Below are 17879 nucleotides of genomic sequence, written 5' to 3'. Positions count from 1 at the left end.
ATGAACAGTATTACAATTTAACTAAATATCTTTTTATATATTAAGTTCTAATTATTATTAAAATAAAAATCCATAGTACGTGTTTACTATGGATTTTACTCTTCTTATCATATTAAACTTCTAATTATATTTTAATGGACTTCTCATTATCTCGCTATTTTACCTACTCCATAGCTTACTAGACTTTCCACTTCTTCATTTGTTACTAAATTTGCATCTCCATAAATTGTATGTTTTAAAACAGATGCTGCAACAGCAAATTCACAAACATACTTAGGAGACTTATTATTTATAATGCTATATAAAACTCCTGCAGTTAAGGCATCTCCCCCACCTACTCTGTCCACTATATCATCTATTGTATGAACCCTTGATGAAAATAATGTACCATCAGTATAATAATTACATTGTAACGTATTTACTGTTGATGACTTTATATCCCTAAAAGATGAGAAAATATGCTTTATATTAGGATAATTCTTTGAAATTTCATCATAATAATATTTTAATTTTTCATATTTGTCCTCTAAATCACATCTCATATTCAGTATATTTTCAGCATCTAAAATACCGCCTGAAAAAATATTAACATACGGTAAAATTTCTTTCGTAACTTCACTTGCCTCTTCTAAACTCCACATCTTTGCCCTGTAATTTGAATCATAACTAACTAAAATATTATTTTCCTTACAGTATTTTAATATTTTAAAAGTTAACTCTCTTGTTTTTTCTGAAATAGCTAAAGTTATACCTGAAACATGGAATATATCTATTCCATTTAATGCTTCTTTTATATTTATCTCTTCCTCTAAAATTGATCCAAAAGCTGAATCTAATCTATCATAAATTACTTTTGATCCCCTATTTCCACTTCCTACCTCTAAAAAATATATTGGAGTCCTCTTATTTCCTCTAACTATAAAATTAGTATCTACAGATTTTGATTTTAAATAGCTAAGAATTCCATCACCTAGACTATCACTAGAAAGCTTAGTAATCATTCTAGTACTTATTCCAAAGTTTGATAATGAAATTAATACGTTAGCTTCTCCCCCTCCATAATTCACATTAAACTCATTTGAATTTGATAATAATGCTCCTTTTTTAGCTGATAATCTTAGTAATATTTCTCCTAATCCAGCAACTCTCATATTAAATACCTCTTGCATTATTAAACTTTTCTATATACTTCTTACAAGTAGATTCTATTTCATCAAATTTTCCTGCTTCTCCAAGCTTATTTAGTTCTCCCCCTATTCCAACTAAATCCACTCCTGCTTTTGCCCAAGTATCTATATTTTCTAAATTCACTCCACCTGTTACCATAATATTTGCATGTGGTAATGGTGCTTTTACTGAACTTACATATCCTTGTCCAAAAGCATTCCCTGGGAATAGCTTAACTACATCTACTCCACTTTCATAAGCAGTTACTATTTCATTTATAGTCATTACCCCTGGTATATATGGTACATTATATCTGTTACAAAGAATTGCTGTATCTTTATTAAAAGATGGTGAAACTATATATTGTGCTCCTGCTAATATTGCCATTCTTGCTGTTTCTGAGTCTAACACTGTTCCAGCTCCAATTACAACCTCATCATTTCCATGATACTTTTCTGAAAGTTCTTTTATTATTTCATTTGCAAACTTATTTGTATATGTTACTTCTATAGCTTTAACATTTCCCCTAATACAACTTTCTGATATTTTAACTCCAATTTCTTTTGTAGTTCCACGAACTACAGCAACTACTCCACATTCCTTTAAGGCATTTAAAACTTTTATCCTAAACATAGTAAAATCTCCTATAAATCTTATATAATATTTTTACAAATAATTTTTCCGTGTCTCCAAATACTTTTAAATGAAAAATTAATACTTAAGAATTACGAATTATAATAATCTTTTTATACTAATCCTATCTCCTATAAGTTTTGCAGAGCAAAACCTCCTTAATTCTTCATTATTCATTATCAATTATTCCTTACTCCATATACCCACCCTTCATAGGTGAAACTGCTTTTTCTGAGAATATCTTTAATATTCCAGACTCATATTTATTTGCTCTTGGCTTCCAAGATTCTTTACGCTTAGCAAGTATTTTATCTATATCATCTAAAGCTACTCTTTCTCCATTAATACCTACTAATTGTAATATTCTTTTTTCTATATCTATTTCAATTAAATCATTTTCTTCAACTAACGCTATTGGTCCTCCAACTGCTGCTTCTGGTGAAACATGTCCTATAGCTGGTCCTCTTGATGCTCCTGAAAATCTTCCATCTGTAATAAGAGCAATACTTGCAGATAATTCTTTATCTGATGAAATTGCTTCTGTTGTATAGAACATCTCTGGCATTCCACTACCCTTTGGTCCTTCATACCTAATAAATACTGCATCACCTGGTTTAATTTTTTTAGATAATACTGCTTCAATTGCTTCTTCTTCACTATCAAATGGTCTTGCTTTTAGAATAGCTTTATGCATTTCCTTTGGTACAGCAGAATGCTTAACAACAGCTCCTTCTGGTGCTATGTTACCTTTTAATATAGCAATAGCTCCATTTTTACCTATTGGATTATTATATGGTTTAATAATATCTTCTTTCTTTAAGCCAGTTTCTTTTAAATATTCATTGCACTTTTCATAGAATCCATTTTTCTTTAGATCTTCTAAGTTTTCACCTAAAGTTTTTCCCGTAACTGTCATTACATCTAAATGTAATAAATCTTTAACTTCTTCCATAATTGCTGGCACTCCACCTGCATAGTAGAAATACTCTGCTGGCCATTTACCTGTTGGACGAATATTTAATAAATATGGCGCATATCTGTGTATTCTATCAAAGCTTTCTGCATCTATATCTACTCCAAACTCATGAGCTATTGCTGGAATATGAAGTAGCGAATTAGTTGATCCTGAAATAGCTGCATGAATTATAATTGCATTTTCAAATGATTTTGCTGTAACTATATCTCTTGCCTTTAAATTCTTCTTAGCTAATTCAACTATTTGCTTTCCTGCTTCTATTGCTACATTTTCTAAATCCTCACATGTCGCTGGCATAACTGCACTTCCAGGTAACATTAGCCCTAATGCTTCAGCCATAATTTGCATAGTTGCAGCAGTTCCCATAAATGAACATGAACCAGCTGATGGACATGCATTATTTTTATAATAAGTTAACTCATCTTCAGTAATTTCTCCACGCTTTTCCATAGCACTATAAGTTCCTATTTGTTCTAATGTTAAAAGATTTGGGCCTGCCTTCATTACCCCACCAGTAACAACAATTGCTGGTATATTTATTCTTCCTATAGCCATTAAATGTGCTGGCACGCCTTTATCGCAGCTTGTTATAAATACTCCTCCATCAAAAGGTGTAGCATTAGCATGAATTTCTATAAGTGATGCTATTGTATCTCTAGATGCTAAGGAATAGTTTATGCCATCATGACCTTGTGCCATTCCATCACATATATCTGTTGCAAAGAATCTAGATGCCCTTCCCCCTTTTTCTCCTACTCCCATAGCTGCATTATTTGCAAATTTAAGTAAGTGAATACTTCCTGGATGACTATCTCCAAAAGTACTTTCTACTATTATTTGTGGTTTAGATAAGTCCTCTGAAGTATATCCCATTCCTCTACGAAGTGGATCCATTTCTGGAGCAATTTTTCTAATATCTTGACTAATCATTATTATTCTCCTTAATCAATAATCTATTATTTAAACATAGCTCGGATAATGGATAATCCATCGTCCGAGCCTGTATCTGTTCTTTTATACTTTATTATTTAAGTTCTGGCCAGTAGCCCTTGTTAGCTTCAATTAAATCATCTAAGATTTCTTTTGCCACTTTTGCACTAGGTACTGTTTTAGATAAAGTAAGAGCTTGCCATAACTTTTGATAACTTCCTTCTATCCAACCTTCAACAACTAATTTTTCTACTGCTACTTGTTGTTCCATAAGACCTTTTTCAAATCTTGGAATAGTTCCTTGAACTAAAGCTTCTGGTCCATTGCTTCCTACGATACATGGAACTTCAACCATTGCTGTTGGATCAAAGTTTTCAATAGCTCCCTTATTTTCTACAATACATAACATTCTTTCATGTGTGTTGTATGCAATTGCTCTTGCTAAGTCAACTATGAATGATGCATGTGCATCTATATGGAATTCTCCACCTTTTGCTGTTCCAGCCTTAACTATTTCTCTTGCTGCACTAAATACATTCTTTTCTCTTCCATTCATTACTTCATTTGCTCTTGTAAATTCTGCATTAGAATGTTCTACAACATAATCTGGATATAGATAATATTTTAAGTAAGTGTTTGGTAAAAAGTTTGGATCTAATGCTATTAGGTCTTTTGCTTTCTTATGAGTTTCTTGCCAGCTTGGTTCTGTATGTTGAGTATCTACTTCAACTTGATTTAAATAACCATTTTCAGAAACATATTCTCTTAGCTTTGGCATTAAATCGTTTCCTTGTTTATCTCTAACACTTGTCCACCATCCAAAGTGATTTAATCCAAAGTAATTAACTTCTAAATCTGCTGGAGTTAATCCAACTATTTGAGACATACGACGTAATGTTCCTACTGGCATATCGCAAATATTTAATACCTTTGAATTTGGTTTTAACACACGGCATGCTTCTGCAACTATTGCTGCTGGGTTAGAGTAATTTAGCATCCAACAATTTGGAGAATACTTTTCCATAAGGTCGATTAACTCCATCATTCCACCTATTGAACGCATTCCATATGCTATTCCACCTGGTCCACAAGTTTCTTGTCCAACCACTCCATATTTTAAAGGAATCTTTTCATCCTTTTCACGCATTTCATACTTTCCCACTCTTATATGTGCCATACAGAAATCTACATCAGTAAATGCTTCTTCAGGATCTGTTGTATATGAAAATTCTATTTCAGGTGCACTTTCCTTTAATAATATTTCAAGTGCTTCACCAATTACTTCTTGACGTTCTTTATCATTATCATATAATTTTAATTTACGTAAAGGAAAACGATCTACATTGTCTAAAAGCATCATTACGATACCTGGTGTAAATGTGCTTCCTCCTCCTGCTATTACTATAGAAAACTTTTTGCTTGTATCCATAAAATTAGCCACCTTTCCTATTACAACTTATTAAATCTAATCATTTTATTTTAAAATTAGTCATTTTTCTTACTTACAAGCTCATTATAGCCCAGTAAAATGTAATGGTAAACAGTTTCGGTGGCCAAAGAAACATGTTACCCTAGGTTGTAACATGTTCTCAAAAAATCTCTATTTATTAACTTTTTATTGTACAATTCATAAAATTAAATTAGTTCAAAAAAATTATAATAATATATATTATTGTATTTATTATATAATTAACATTATTATATTATTTAAATATATTAGTTATAAAAAAGGAGTCATATCATTGGAAACACTTTTAATTATATTCTTAATCGGATTAGTCATTTATAATATTGTTTACTCTATTTTCTTTTATTACTACTCTACATTAACATGATTATTTAAAGCTTCTTTATTTGAAAAATTATCTCTCTTACTTATTAAAAGACATATCCAATCTAAAACTATATGAACAGCTTGATCAAATAAAGAACTTAATAATTGTATTGATTCTCCTTCACCGTCACCCTTAACCTTTCCAGGTACCACCAAAACAATATCTGCTATTTCACCTAAAGAAGAATTTCTTTTACTTGTAACTGCAATAACTTTTAACCCTAAATCCTTTGATGATCTTGCATTACTTAAAGTATTCTTTGTAGTGCCAGAACCAGATATAGCTATATAAATATCATTCTTTTTTAATGCAGGGGTAATAGTTTCACCCATAACATATGATTTATATCCTATGTGCATTAGCCTCATAGCAAAACCTTTTGCCTGAAAGCCACTTCTTCCTTCGCCATCAACAAAAATTGAATTACTTTTATCAATAATATTTACAACTTCATATACTTCTTTTTCATTAACATTTGATACTACATCATTTACTTCTTTTAATATTTGATCTATTAACTTCATAAAAGTTCCTCCTTAATTTCATTTAAAACTTTCATAGGATCTTTTGCTGCTGTTATTGATGAACCTATAACTACTATGTTTATCTCTTCATTTTTAAGCTTTTTAATAACCTCTAAATTTATCCCTCCAGCTATGGCAATATTTTTTATCAACGGAAACTTTAATTTAAACTCTCTTAATTCATATATAATATTATTTGAATTACCTTTATCTACAGATGTATGTAAACAATAAATAGCTTCATCAAACCTTGATATTTCTTTTATTTTTTCATATGAACATTCAAGTAAATCAATCATCATTTTCTTATTATATTCTTTTGAAACATCATAACACTTTTGTAGTGTTTCTAAAGAAGAACTTCCCATTACAGTTAAAATATCAAATCCTTGATTATATCCCATAGTAAACTCATAAGCGCCTTCATCATTAGTCTTTATATCTCCTAATATTAATGAATTAGTTGCTTTTAAATGCAATTTTTTTAAATTTAATAGACCATAGTCTTTTATTAAAGATGTTCCAATTTCAATTATATCGGCTACTCCATTAAATTTTTCAACTAACGCTATTGCTTTATCTAGTTCTACTCTATCAATAGCAACTTGTACTTTCATTTCTATCTCCTATCTATATGTTTCAATCAATTAACTTTAATAATTAATACTAATATTATATTAAACAATCCATAGGTTTATTTTAGTAAAGTAAAAAATTGAAACTAATATATTGGTTTGTTTCTAATATAAAATAAATTTAAAACTTTATCAGAAATAGGAGTGGCTAAAATTAGTCACTCCTACACTTAAATATAGTTTAATTTGCTTCTATTCCAAGATATTCATCTACACTTTTTCTTACTCCAGTAACTCTTAAACCATAAATTACTTGAACATTTTCACCTTTTATCACAACTCCATTAGCAGCTGTTTCATTTTTTAATAACGCTTCATTAACTAGTGATGAATCTTTTACTATTAATCTTAATCTTGTAAAACAGTTATCAACCTTTACTATATTATCTGCTCCACCAAGACCTTCTACTATTATAGGTGCTAATCCTGCATTGTCAGCATCCTTGCTTCCAGTAACAGTTGCTGAATTATCCTTAGTTGAATTTTTTTCTTTATAATCACTCTTTGTATAAAGCTTTGTATCTCCATCTTCTTCTCTACCTGGAGTTTTTAGCTTAAATTTAGCTATTACAAATCTGAATACTACATAATAAACTACAAATTGTCCTAAACCAACTAATATATACATTGGCCAGCCAGTTTTTTCTATTCCAAGTGGAATATTATATAATAAGAAGTCTATTAATCCATTTGGTCCTATTGCTGTAACTCCTAAAACGTTTAATACAACCATTCCTAGTCCGCTTAATACTGCATGAATTACGAATAATACTGGTGCTACAAACATGAATGAAAATTCTATTGGTTCTGTAACTCCTGCTAAAATTGATGTAACAGCTGCTGGAATTAATATTGCCTTTATCTTAGTTTTGTTCTTTGGTAATGCTGTGTGGTACATAGCTAAACATGCACCTATTAGACCAAACATCTTTGAAAGTCCTCTAGCATCCCAAATTACTGATGCTGAAAGCTTAGCTATAGTTGGATCAGCCATTTCTGCAAAGTATATGTTTCTAGCTCCTTCAAATACTTGTCCACCGATTTCAGCAACTCCACCTAATGAACTATATAAAAATGGAGTATAAACTAAGTGATGTAGCCCTGTTGGAATTAATAATCTTTCTAAAGTTCCATATGTGAATATACCAAAGTTTCCTGAACCTTGTATAAACTCACCAAGGTTATTAATAACATTTTGCACTGGTGGCCATATATAGCTGAATACTATTGCTAAACCAACTGTTACTGGTATTAATATAATAAATACTAATCTTGATCCACCATATATTTGGAATGCTCCATCAAATTCTTTTTCACAGAATTTATTATGGATATATGCAACAACTATTCCTAATATAATTCCTAGAAAAACTCCCATATCCAGTATTTGAACACCTAATACAGTTGTTTGTCCACTTCCTCTTAATGCATCTGCTGGTGCTAATTTTTCAGTTAATGTTAAAAATATATTCATTGCATTTATAAATACTAAAAACACTAATAATGATGTAAAACCCGCTTCTGCTTTTTTCTTTTTCGCAAGTCCTACTGCTAAACCTACACAAAATATAATACCTAAATTAGTTAATATTGAAACTAAAGAACCTGATAACATTTTTCCAAGCCCGTACACAACATCATTCTTTAAAAATGGTAAGTACTCTGCTAACTTTGCATTTGTTAAAATATTACCTATTGCTATTATTATACCTGCTATGGGTAATATTAAAACTGGTACGAACATTCCTTTAGAAAAGTCCTGTAGTTTATTCATTATCTTTTCTTTCATTTTTTTACCTCCATTTATTACTTTTTCAGAAATCATTTACATTTATCATTATAATGAGTGTCTTATTATCTGTATATAGATTTTCCCCTCAAAAAAACGTGTTACCTAATTAGATAACACGTTACTTAGAATTATTATTTTTTCGTTTATAATATTCATATATTAACAATTCAACTAAAACTAATACCTTTGGAAAAAAAGTATTCGGCATTAGATTTCTGTCATCCAGCTTATTTGCGTCATCAATTTTAAAACTTACATCTGCAAGTTTACTTATACTATTTTCTCTTTCATTTGTAAATGCTATAACATTAATTCCATGTTCCTTTGCTGTTTTTACCTTATTTAAAACCATTGGAGTTTCTCCTGATTTTGAAATAACTATAATGGAACTTATATAATCTAAGTTATTTTCAAATACTCCTATCGAATCTGTACCATTGGATAATATGCATCTTTTTCCCATAACTAAAAGTTTCTTATTAATATATTCTGCCACAATTCCTGAAAATCCATTCGCATATATAAAAATAAATTTACTATCATCATTAAATAAAATATCTACAAACTTATTAATAGCATCACTAGAATTTTCTTTTAAAAGACTATCCATATCTAAGCTATCAACAAAATCTCTTTCATTTAAATTTTCTCCTAGCTCATTCCCCTTTAATGATGCTAAGTTATATTGCATTTCTAAAAAACCAGAGTAACCAAGTTTCTTAGAAAGTCTCATTATTGTTGATGTTGAGGTATAATTATTTTTTGCAATTCCCCTAACGCCTAGCTTATTTACTTCGTCTATATTATCAACTATATAGTTTAAAACTTTTATTTCAATTTCAGTAAGCCCTTTATTTTCAATAAACTTAGATAAATCCATTATAAATCCCTCCATTAATTACAATTTATTATACAGTATTTCGATAGATTTTCCACCATATATAATTTTCTTATACTGTATTACACTTTAAGGGATTATATTTTTATTTTGTTTGCTAATTTCTCTAGTGCCTCTTCCATTCTTTTCACTTTTGTTTCTTCCTTTTTAGCTGAAGTTATCCATTGAAAATACTTTCTTTGTTGTGAATAAGGTAAGCTTTCGTAAAATTTATATGCATCATTATTTACTATAAGCTTTTCCTTAAACTCTTCTGGTAACTCTATATTTCTTTCTTCTTCGTCTTTTTGTAATTCTACATTTACAATATCTCCATACTTTTTACCTATCTTATTTCTTATTTCTTTTGTTATTCCTATCATATAACAAGGTAAACCCATTTTCACTATTGATCCTCTATAATCCACACCATCAAATTTCACTTTAACCTTTACTCTCTTGGCTCCAAATTCTTTTTCAACATCTAGAGGAACTTCTATATAAGTTGCATCTTTTCCTTCATGCTTTTTTATCTCTACTTCAAATTTATAATTTTTCATATTTGTCTCCTACTTTTTGTATTAAATTGCTTATTTAAAATTAAAATAAAATTATAATGCTTATTAATTTTATAATTAATATATAATAGAGCATTGCATAATTAAGAATTCAAATTTAAATAGCATTTTTATACATTCCTCTATTATGTATTATTATAACCTTGAACACTTTTTATATTATATCTGATATAATGTATAAACAACAATATATAGTAGGAGATTTTATGAATAAGTTACAAGAAAATATTTCACTCACTAAGCTTGGAGGACTAAATAATTCAAATTATTTAATAACATTACAGAACTCAAAATATGTTTTACGAATTCCAAGTAAAGATAACACGAATAATTTTTATAATGAAAATGAAATTTTAGATATAATTAAGCCTTTTAATATTTCTCCTAATATACTTTATCATAATAAAGATACTGGAGTCTTATTAAGTGAATTTAAACAATCTAATAAAATTAGTATTGAATTTTATAACTCCCCCTTTTTCATTAATAGTTTAATTCGTACATTAAAAAAACTACATAATTTAAATTGTAATAATTACTTTAATCCCTTTGAGATAATTAATAAGAATATAAATATTTTAATAGATTTAAATTTTAATTTTGATCACGATATAAATTTATTAGTAAAAAAATTAACCTCATTGGAAAATAATTTAACTAAGGAGTTTCATTATGGATTATGTCATAATGACTTAAATACGTCTAACATTTTATATACTAAAAACTCTGTCTATCTTATTGACTTTGAATTTTCTGCAATGGGCGATATATTTTTTGACCTAGCTACTTTATCTTGGTTTTTAAATGACGATATGAAAAATGAATTGATTAAAAGTTATTTTGGTTACTCTTCAAAAGATTTAAAAGAAAAATTAGAAGGCTATCTCTTTGTAGTTAAACTTTGGAACGCAACTTGGAGTTTTATAAAATCAGTAAATAGCACTTCTAACTATGATTATAGACTTGGTGGTAACATGATATTAGACGATTTAATAACTTCTTTATAAATCGTCTAATACCTTTAATTATTATTTAATTTAACTTTCATACCTCGAATTATATTCTTCTCTTCTTTAGAAACCTTTAGAGATTCACAAATTTTTTGTAATGATTTATTATATGTAAAATAATCTAAGTTATTTTCTTTTAGATAATTTAAAGTTGTTTTATTAAACTTTACATAACAAATAGAAATTGCCCAAGCAACAGCCATTTTAACATAATATCCATCATGCTTTATTTTATCTAAATTACTTAAAACAAGCTCAACATAGTCTTCTTCAACATAAAAATTTAATAACATTACTACTGCAAACCTTACTTCAAATTCATAACTTGATGAAAGATACTCTTCTATAAACTTCCACATTTTTTCTTTATTTTTATTAGTAGTTTTTAGTCCATTACAAAAGCTATCACAAACTGACCAATTATTGATCTTTGGTACATATTTTCTAATAAGATTTATAATTTCATCTATATCAGCATTATTAATATATCCAATTACCATACCTTGTAGCATTACTTCTTCAAAGTAATCATCACTTGCATTATTTAAGTAATTTTCCCAATTTTCCTTAGCAATACTTTTTGCAATTTTTCTTAATGCTGGTAGTCTAACTCCAAGTATATTATTAATTCCTGGTAAAAGCTTCGAAGAAAACTCCCTGTAATCTTCTTCTGACAAATTTATAAGTTCTTCCCTTATTTTTAAGGCTATATTTTCATCAACATTAAAGGCCAAAATTCTCCCCCCTTATCTATTAACTATTAATTTATTGCTAATCTAATGCAAAGAACTTTGGTTCTCTATTTCTAGTAGCCTTTCTTTCATTTCTAGGCCTCCAGCATATCCAACTAAACTTTTATTTTTACCTACAACTCTATGACATGGTATCATCATTAATATTGGATTTTTATTATTTGCCATTCCAATAGCGCGAGCAGCTTTAGAGTTTCCTATTTTTTCTGCTATTTCCTTATATGTTCTTGTTTCTCCATAAGGTATCTTAATTAACTCATTCCATACTTTATGCTGAAATTCTGTTCCTTCTGGATCTAATGAAATACTAAAATTTATTCGCTCTCCTGAAAAATATTCATTAAGTTGATTTACTGCTTCTTTAATTAATTTAGTTTCTCTTATTTCTATATCTTTTTCAATCTTTAATTTATTCTTTATATAAATATTGGTAATACCCTTTCCATTATCAGCTATTCCAATTTCTCCAATTATTGTCTCATAATAAAAAATACTTTTCATATAACTCCTTCACATCTATTTTATAAGCAGATTCTTAATTATTTTATACGATAACTCATAGGACTCATCCCTTCAACTTTCTTAAAATTATCATAAAAAGTTAATAAACTTTTATATCCACAATCATAAGAAATTTCAGTAATTGATTTGTCACTAGCTTTCAAAAGTTCCTTAGCTTTATTAATTCTAATTTTAGAAATATATGCTTTAGGTGTTAGACTAAAAGTTTTATTGAATACTCTTATTAAATGACTTTTAGCTATATGAAGATTACTTATTTTAATTTTGATAAGCTCTTCATCAAAATAATATTTATCATAAATCTCCTTCATACTATTAGCAATATTAGTAATGGGATTATACTCTATTAAATCAGGTCGACATCTTTTACAAGGCCTAAATCCACTTTTAAGTGCACTTTCAGTAGTAGAAAAAAATTTCACATTTTCTTTAACTGGCTTTTTAGATTTACAGGATGGACGACAAAATATTTTTGTTGTTTTAACTCCATAAAAAAATTCCCCATCATATCTTGAATCATTTTCTATGATAGCTTTCCATTTTTCCTCCTTATTCATATATCTACCTCCATTAATAATTTATCATAAGACTTAAAATATTTCTTACGGATTTTTATCTTCTAATTTTAATATAAATCATAATATTTATTTTGTATAAATACTATTATAATTTATACAAAATAAAAAAGTACTGATTAACAAGAATCAATACTTTTTTAGCAGAATTAATAACTATATATTATTTTTTTAAGACTATCTAGTTTATTATAAAATTAGAGAAAGCAATCTCTTAAATAATTTTAGGCAGCAGATTTAATGAAAGATTTCATACTGATATGATATTCAATTTCTCTTTCAAGTTCTTTAGCTTGCTTAAACCCTACACCTTTAAATAGATTTTGTGATCTCTTATTAATTTTTTTAATTTTAGCTACAACATAATCAGCTCTCATTTCAAAAAAAGCTACTTTTAAAGCTTCTAGTACAGCATTATGTCCTATTCCCTTTCCCCATAAATCCTTTTCACCTACTGCAATAACTATCTCTACAAACTCACCTTTTGGAACTAAACGTAAGAATCCTATTGAACCATATACATTTTTTATAATAAAAAATCTACAATTATTATTAAAAAGATGAGTTAATATAGGCATATTTACTCTATTTATAACGTTAATTAAATTTCTTTTCACATTATTATCCTCATTTAAATAACTTGTTATTTCATCATCACTAAGCCAGTTACATATCTTCTCTGCATCTGATATATACACCTCTCGACTCAGATTAACACTATTTACTTCCACAAAGTACAACTCCTTAGTTATATTTGATATAGCTTGCAAACTTCATGAATTAATTATTACTAGTAATACTCATATTTTACTCTCTTTATTAATTTAAGTAAAAAGTGTAGTTCTTTATTGCTTAAGTTTAACTCAACTTTCTTATTCTTTTCTTATTTTTCTAGCATTTTTCCACAATGTTTATATTTTCCATTAATAGTATTTAATTTCCATTTTAAGTTATTAAAAGTATTTTTTTGGTACTTTAATATATTTAATAACACCTACTTATAAATTCTTTAAATATATTAAATTGTTCCGGATAATCTTTATATAAATGTTCAGGATGCCATTGTATCCCTAATACAAATCTCCTATCCTTCATATAAATGCTTTCTATGACTCCATCTTCACTTATTGCAGCATCACTCACCTTAGGGGAAACCTTCTTTATAGCCTGATGATGCATACTATTTACCATTATTTCTTCTTTTTTCATAATATCAAATAATAAAGAATGTTTTTTAATAATCACCTTATGAGTTGGCTTATTATAAGGCTTTTCTTGCCTATGAACACTATCTTTATTATTATTTCTATCTATTTTTATATCTTGATATAAAGAGCCACCTAAATACGAATTTAACAGTTGAAATCCCCTGCATATTGCAAGTATAGGTTTATCTACATTTAATATTTCATTTAGCAAAGCTTTTTCCATTGTATCTCTAGCAATATTTACATCTCCACAATGAGTAGATTTATTTTCATTATATATTTCAGGATTTATATCTTGCCCACCAGCTAGTAAAAATCCATCAAATTTATTCACCAAAATTTTTATATCTTCTTCATTATCTATAATCGGCAATATAACAGGTATTCCTCCTGCATCTGTAATTGCATCTAAATATGACGGTAACATCCAAATACTATTTTTTTCATCATCAAAAAGTGCCGTAACTCCAATAATAGGCTTCTTCATATTATCCTCTCCTTCCTATGAACTATTTTATTTATTAACTATAGTAACACTTTTTATAACTTATTCCTATTTTTATACAACATTTCTCTCCTTTACATTTATTGCACTAAACAACTTTTTCTTATATAATATAAAATGTTCTTGAAAGGTAACATATTATGATAAATTACAATAATAAAAAATATATATGCTTACTAGACTTTGCAATGGATTTTATAAGAAGCAAATAGAAATCTCTTATTTTATGTCATCTTTATGATGAACCCAAGAGGTTTTTGGAACTTCAAAGATTTGTACAGGGAATAAGTCATAAAGTATTAATTGAAAATTTGAAAGAGCTTGAGGTAGATGAATTAGTTATCAATATAACATATGATGAAATGCCTTCTAAAGTTGAATATTATTTAACTGAAAAAGGAAAATAAATTACTAAAATTATAAAAAAGCTTGAAATTTGGTCTAAAAAATATTATCCAAATATAAATAAAACTTTTTAAATATTATACTACAAAATTACAGATACTAATCATATATATTTTACTAATTATATAGTCTAAAGGTTTAATTACAATTTTAAAGTTATCATTTTTTATATTAACTTTTGAATTTTAATAATTTAAATTTTAAAATTAATTAATGAATCCTATATTTTAATACAAAGGAGATTACATATGCTAAGCGAAAATCTTTTAAATAACCTTAATGAACAAGTTAACTTTGAGTTTTATTCATCTTATACGTATTTAGCTATGGCAGCTTATGCAGAATCAATAGATCTAAGTGGTTTTGCAAATTTCTTTAGAGTTCAAGCTCAAGAAGAGTTAGCTCATGCCATGAAATTATATGATTATATATTTCAAAAAAATGGTGTTGTAAAGCTACAAGAAATTCCTCAACCTTCTTCAAATTATAATAATATAATTGACTTATTCGAAAAAGGATATGAACATGAACAATTAGTTACTAATAAAATTTATAAACTAGCTGATATTGCTCTTGAGGAAAAAGAGCATGCTACCATTAGCTTATTAAAATGGTTTATAGATGAACAAGTTGAAGAAGAAAATAATTTCAACTCATTTTTAAAGAAAGTAAGAAGATCCGATGGAAACCCTGCTGCTTTATATATGCTTGATGAAGAACTTGCTAAAAGAGTATATGTTCCTATAACGACTACAATTTAAAAAACAAAGAGGATTACTGAATTAGAGTAATCCTCTTTGTTTTTTATTTAATTTATCTAATTCAAAATTTCTATTTTTTCATTTCATATTCAAATGTTTTTTTAACTAACCACATATTATCTAAATGCATATAGTTCTATTATATATAATAAATCTGACTCAAATCCTTATATAATATCATATAATAATTAGAACTCTTACTGGAGGTATTTATTTTATATGAGTAATGACGATTCATTTGATGATATTGAAGAATTTATAAGAAATTTGGATATAAACCTTGCCGAGCTCGAACGAACAGGTGCAACATTTATTTCAATAGGATATGCTTTTTTTGCTTATGCTGCAAATGTTGATATACATGATTTATTAACCAATAATAATACTGATGTAGCTTCTGCTGGAATTACACTACAGGGACAACAGCTTGTATTATTAGGCTATATTTTCTTATGGGTGGTAGCTACCAAAAGAGTTTATTCTAGAAATTTAAGAAACACTCAAATGGAAGAAACTATTAACGTATCTCCTTATGTAAAGCTCTCTAATTCATATCTATTAAGTACTTTTGCAAATACATTAAGACTTGAGGCTTTTACAGAAATAGCTAACTCTGAAGAGAGTGGAGAAGGAAATGATGAAGTTATTGAATAATAAATCAATTATTATATTTAATTGATTTATTATTACATACTTCCTATCTTTATAATATAGAATGGACATATATAAATATAGTTATTACCTACTTTACTTTTAACTAACTAAAAAAAAATATATGTCCATCTAAAAAAACAAAGAAAAGAAATCCTAAAGATTATTTGTTTTCTCTTTTAGCTCATTCCATTTAATATTCATTTGATTTCTTAAATTTTCTATATCATCACTTATAATATAATCTTTTACAAAAGAATAATCTAATTCTGAGCCAATGCTTTGCAGATGGTTCTTTTAATCTCGCTAAATAGTCTGATTTTGGCTCTGAAACAAACATTGGTCCGAAAATAGCCATTAACAAAAATATTACTAAAATAATAAATCCTACTCTAGCCATTTTATTATCCCAAATAACCTCAAAAAACTCCTTTAGAGAATTTAAAAATGAGCCTTCTTTATTTATTGTCTTATTTTTTTGTTTTACTGCCACTGTATTACTCATATCTTTACTTCTCCCTTAACCTTGGATTTAACTTAGTATTTAGGAATTCTGCAAATATTCCTGATAATAACACCATAACTATTATCATTAAGAACATACCTTGCATAAGTGAGTAGTCTCTTCTAGAAATATCTGTAGTTAAATAATATCCAACCCCTGGATATATAAAAAGATTTTCAATTAATGGTGATCCACCAAACATCATACCAAATGATATTGCAACACTTGTAACCATTGGCAACATTGCATTCTTACCTAAATAACTAAATACTATTCTTCTATCTGATATTCCTCTTGCCTTTGCATAATTAATATAATCTTCTCCTAATACAGACATACAATTTGCCTTCATTCCCATTACCCATCCCTGCTAGTGTAGTTAAAAAATATGCTAACATATGGTTAATGATGAATTATAAGCTCCTTATAATAAGCTATTTTATTTACTGTCATATCTATAAATAAATTGCTGATTAAGTCATCTGCTGTGATATCCGATCCATCACTCCATTTTAAATCTTTCTTTAATTTTAAAGTTAATATTTTATCCTTAAAATCATAACTTTCTAACAATGAAGGCTTAAATGTTTTTTCTGGTTGAGAACTATAATCACATAAATAATCATATATAATTGGTTCCATTGACCAATCAGGTCCTCCATTCACTGAAGGATTACCATGTCCTGCTGGAGCTGGTGTGAAGGAAACCATTGTACTTAATTCAGTTCCTTTAGAATCTGCTTTTTCTCCTTCAACTTTTGCATTTGTCATTGTTGTTTCGACACTTATTACTGAGTCCATAATAGATTCATCATTTGTGCTTTCTGAATTATTACTTTTACATCCCATAAATACAGATGCACTTAAGGTTAATGCCATAGTAAATGCTATAAGTTTTTTTAACTTATTTTTTTTCATAATCTTCCCCCTACTTTCATAGTAAAATTTATTACTGTTCACATTTAAAGTATATTAAGCGATACACTCTCAGTAAACGTTTCAAAAAGAAAAACCTAAGTAAGGTTTATAAATAATAAA

General features: G+C 27.8%; 20 protein-coding genes and 1 pseudogene. 4 read left to right on the top strand and 17 right to left on the bottom strand.

What is annotated here, in order from left to right:
* Positions 1 to 146: 146 nt before the first annotated feature.
* The 9 genes from CSBG_RS05170 to CSBG_RS05130 all read right to left on the bottom strand — a co-directional run bounded on the left by CSBG_RS05170 (position 147) and on the right by CSBG_RS05130 (position 9929).
* Positions 147 to 1151: a sugar kinase gene (locus tag CSBG_RS05170; RefSeq protein ID WP_008677666.1), complete on the bottom strand. Its 1005-nt coding sequence runs from the start codon at positions 1149 to 1151 to the stop codon at positions 147 to 149.
* Position 1152: 1 nt separating this feature from the next.
* Positions 1153 to 1800, bottom strand: a complete 648-nt coding sequence (locus CSBG_RS05165; RefSeq protein WP_008677665.1) for a bifunctional 4-hydroxy-2-oxoglutarate aldolase/2-dehydro-3-deoxy-phosphogluconate aldolase — start codon at positions 1798 to 1800, stop codon at positions 1153 to 1155.
* A gap of 190 nt (positions 1801 to 1990) precedes the next feature.
* The gene (gene ilvD / locus CSBG_RS05160; RefSeq protein ID WP_008677664.1) at positions 1991 to 3706 is read right to left on the bottom strand and encodes a dihydroxy-acid dehydratase; all 1716 of its coding nucleotides are present in this window, start codon (positions 3704 to 3706) and stop codon (positions 1991 to 1993) included.
* 94 nt (positions 3707 to 3800) lie between these two features.
* Complete coding sequence (locus tag CSBG_RS05155; protein ID WP_008677663.1) at positions 3801 to 5135, bottom strand: 6-phospho-alpha-glucosidase; 1335 nt, start codon at positions 5133 to 5135, stop codon at positions 3801 to 3803.
* A 387-nt stretch (positions 5136 to 5522) separates the two neighbouring features.
* The gene (gene hxlB / locus CSBG_RS05150) at positions 5523 to 6065 is read right to left on the bottom strand and encodes a 6-phospho-3-hexuloisomerase (RefSeq protein WP_035285056.1); all 543 of its coding nucleotides are present in this window, start codon (positions 6063 to 6065) and stop codon (positions 5523 to 5525) included.
* The gene (locus CSBG_RS05145; RefSeq protein ID WP_035285053.1) at positions 6062 to 6682 is read right to left on the bottom strand and encodes an orotidine 5'-phosphate decarboxylase / HUMPS family protein; all 621 of its coding nucleotides are present in this window, start codon (positions 6680 to 6682) and stop codon (positions 6062 to 6064) included. The genes hxlB and CSBG_RS05145 overlap by 4 nt, the downstream gene beginning before the upstream one ends.
* Before the next feature lie 199 nt (positions 6683 to 6881).
* Positions 6882 to 8489 carry a PTS transporter subunit EIIC gene (locus CSBG_RS05140; RefSeq protein ID WP_008677661.1) on the bottom strand — a complete coding sequence of 536 codons (1608 nt, stop codon included), beginning with the start codon at positions 8487 to 8489 and terminating at the stop codon, positions 6882 to 6884.
* Positions 8490 to 8610: 121 nt separating this feature from the next.
* Positions 8611 to 9372: a MurR/RpiR family transcriptional regulator gene (locus CSBG_RS05135; RefSeq protein ID WP_008677659.1), complete on the bottom strand. Its 762-nt coding sequence runs from the start codon at positions 9370 to 9372 to the stop codon at positions 8611 to 8613.
* A 95-nt stretch (positions 9373 to 9467) separates the two neighbouring features.
* Positions 9468 to 9929 carry a YdeI/OmpD-associated family protein gene (locus CSBG_RS05130; RefSeq protein ID WP_008677657.1) on the bottom strand — a complete coding sequence of 154 codons (462 nt, stop codon included), beginning with the start codon at positions 9927 to 9929 and terminating at the stop codon, positions 9468 to 9470.
* A gap of 224 nt (positions 9930 to 10153) precedes the next feature.
* Between CSBG_RS05130 and CSBG_RS05125 the strand changes: the two genes are divergently transcribed.
* Entirely contained in the window at positions 10154 to 10954 is an 801-nt protein-coding gene (locus tag CSBG_RS05125) for a phosphotransferase (RefSeq protein WP_008677656.1), read from the top strand.
* Positions 10955 to 10968: 14 nt separating this feature from the next.
* On the opposite strand, the gene CSBG_RS05120 is transcribed toward CSBG_RS05125, so the two are convergent.
* The 5 genes from CSBG_RS05120 to CSBG_RS05100 form a co-directional block, all read right to left on the bottom strand.
* Positions 10969 to 11667: a DNA alkylation repair protein gene (locus tag CSBG_RS05120; protein WP_035285667.1), complete on the bottom strand. Its 699-nt coding sequence runs from the start codon at positions 11665 to 11667 to the stop codon at positions 10969 to 10971.
* 66 nt (positions 11668 to 11733) lie between these two features.
* Positions 11734 to 12210, bottom strand: a complete 477-nt coding sequence (locus CSBG_RS05115) for a methylated-DNA--[protein]-cysteine S-methyltransferase (protein ID WP_035285049.1) — start codon at positions 12208 to 12210, stop codon at positions 11734 to 11736.
* A gap of 38 nt (positions 12211 to 12248) precedes the next feature.
* Positions 12249 to 12788, bottom strand: a complete 540-nt coding sequence (locus CSBG_RS05110) for an Ada metal-binding domain-containing protein (protein WP_035285045.1) — start codon at positions 12786 to 12788, stop codon at positions 12249 to 12251.
* Between the two features lie 242 nt (positions 12789 to 13030).
* Positions 13031 to 13537 (bottom strand): GNAT family N-acetyltransferase, encoded by a 507-nt coding sequence (locus CSBG_RS05105; protein WP_008677652.1) that lies wholly within the window; start codon positions 13535 to 13537, stop codon positions 13031 to 13033.
* Between the two features lie 253 nt (positions 13538 to 13790).
* Complete coding sequence (locus tag CSBG_RS05100; RefSeq protein ID WP_008677650.1) at positions 13791 to 14501, bottom strand: gamma-glutamyl-gamma-aminobutyrate hydrolase family protein; 711 nt, start codon at positions 14499 to 14501, stop codon at positions 13791 to 13793.
* A 158-nt stretch (positions 14502 to 14659) separates the two neighbouring features.
* Between CSBG_RS05100 and CSBG_RS05095 the strand changes: the two are divergent.
* From CSBG_RS05095 to CSBG_RS05085, 3 genes and pseudogenes are all read left to right on the top strand, one after another.
* Positions 14660 to 14998: pseudogene (locus CSBG_RS05095) on the top strand (helix-turn-helix domain-containing protein).
* Between the two features lie 174 nt (positions 14999 to 15172).
* Positions 15173 to 15685 (top strand): ferritin, encoded by a 513-nt coding sequence (locus CSBG_RS05090; RefSeq protein WP_008677648.1) that lies wholly within the window; start codon positions 15173 to 15175, stop codon positions 15683 to 15685.
* A gap of 219 nt (positions 15686 to 15904) precedes the next feature.
* Positions 15905 to 16339 carry a hypothetical protein gene (locus CSBG_RS05085; protein WP_008677645.1) on the top strand — a complete coding sequence of 145 codons (435 nt, stop codon included), beginning with the start codon at positions 15905 to 15907 and terminating at the stop codon, positions 16337 to 16339.
* A 226-nt stretch (positions 16340 to 16565) separates the two neighbouring features.
* On the opposite strand, the gene CSBG_RS05080 is transcribed toward CSBG_RS05085, so the two are convergent.
* Genes CSBG_RS05080 through CSBG_RS05070 form a run of 3 tightly spaced genes read right to left on the bottom strand, consistent with a single transcriptional unit; the run spans position 16566 to position 17759 of the window.
* On the bottom strand, positions 16566 to 16841 hold the full coding sequence (locus CSBG_RS05080; protein ID WP_008677643.1) for a hypothetical protein: 276 nt from the start codon (positions 16839 to 16841) through the stop codon (positions 16566 to 16568).
* 4 nt (positions 16842 to 16845) lie between these two features.
* Positions 16846 to 17199: an ABC transporter permease gene (locus tag CSBG_RS05075; protein WP_008677641.1), complete on the bottom strand. Its 354-nt coding sequence runs from the start codon at positions 17197 to 17199 to the stop codon at positions 16846 to 16848.
* Positions 17200 to 17243: 44 nt separating this feature from the next.
* Entirely contained in the window at positions 17244 to 17759 is a 516-nt protein-coding gene (locus tag CSBG_RS05070) for a hypothetical protein (protein ID WP_008677639.1), read from the bottom strand.
* Positions 17760 to 17879: the final 120 nt, after the last annotated feature.

It is taken from the genome of Clostridium sp. 7_2_43FAA (assembly GCF_000158375.2).
Classification (GTDB): Bacteria; Bacillota; Clostridia; order Clostridiales; family Clostridiaceae; genus Clostridium; species Clostridium tertium.
This window is presented reverse-complemented; position numbering and strand designations above follow the sequence as displayed.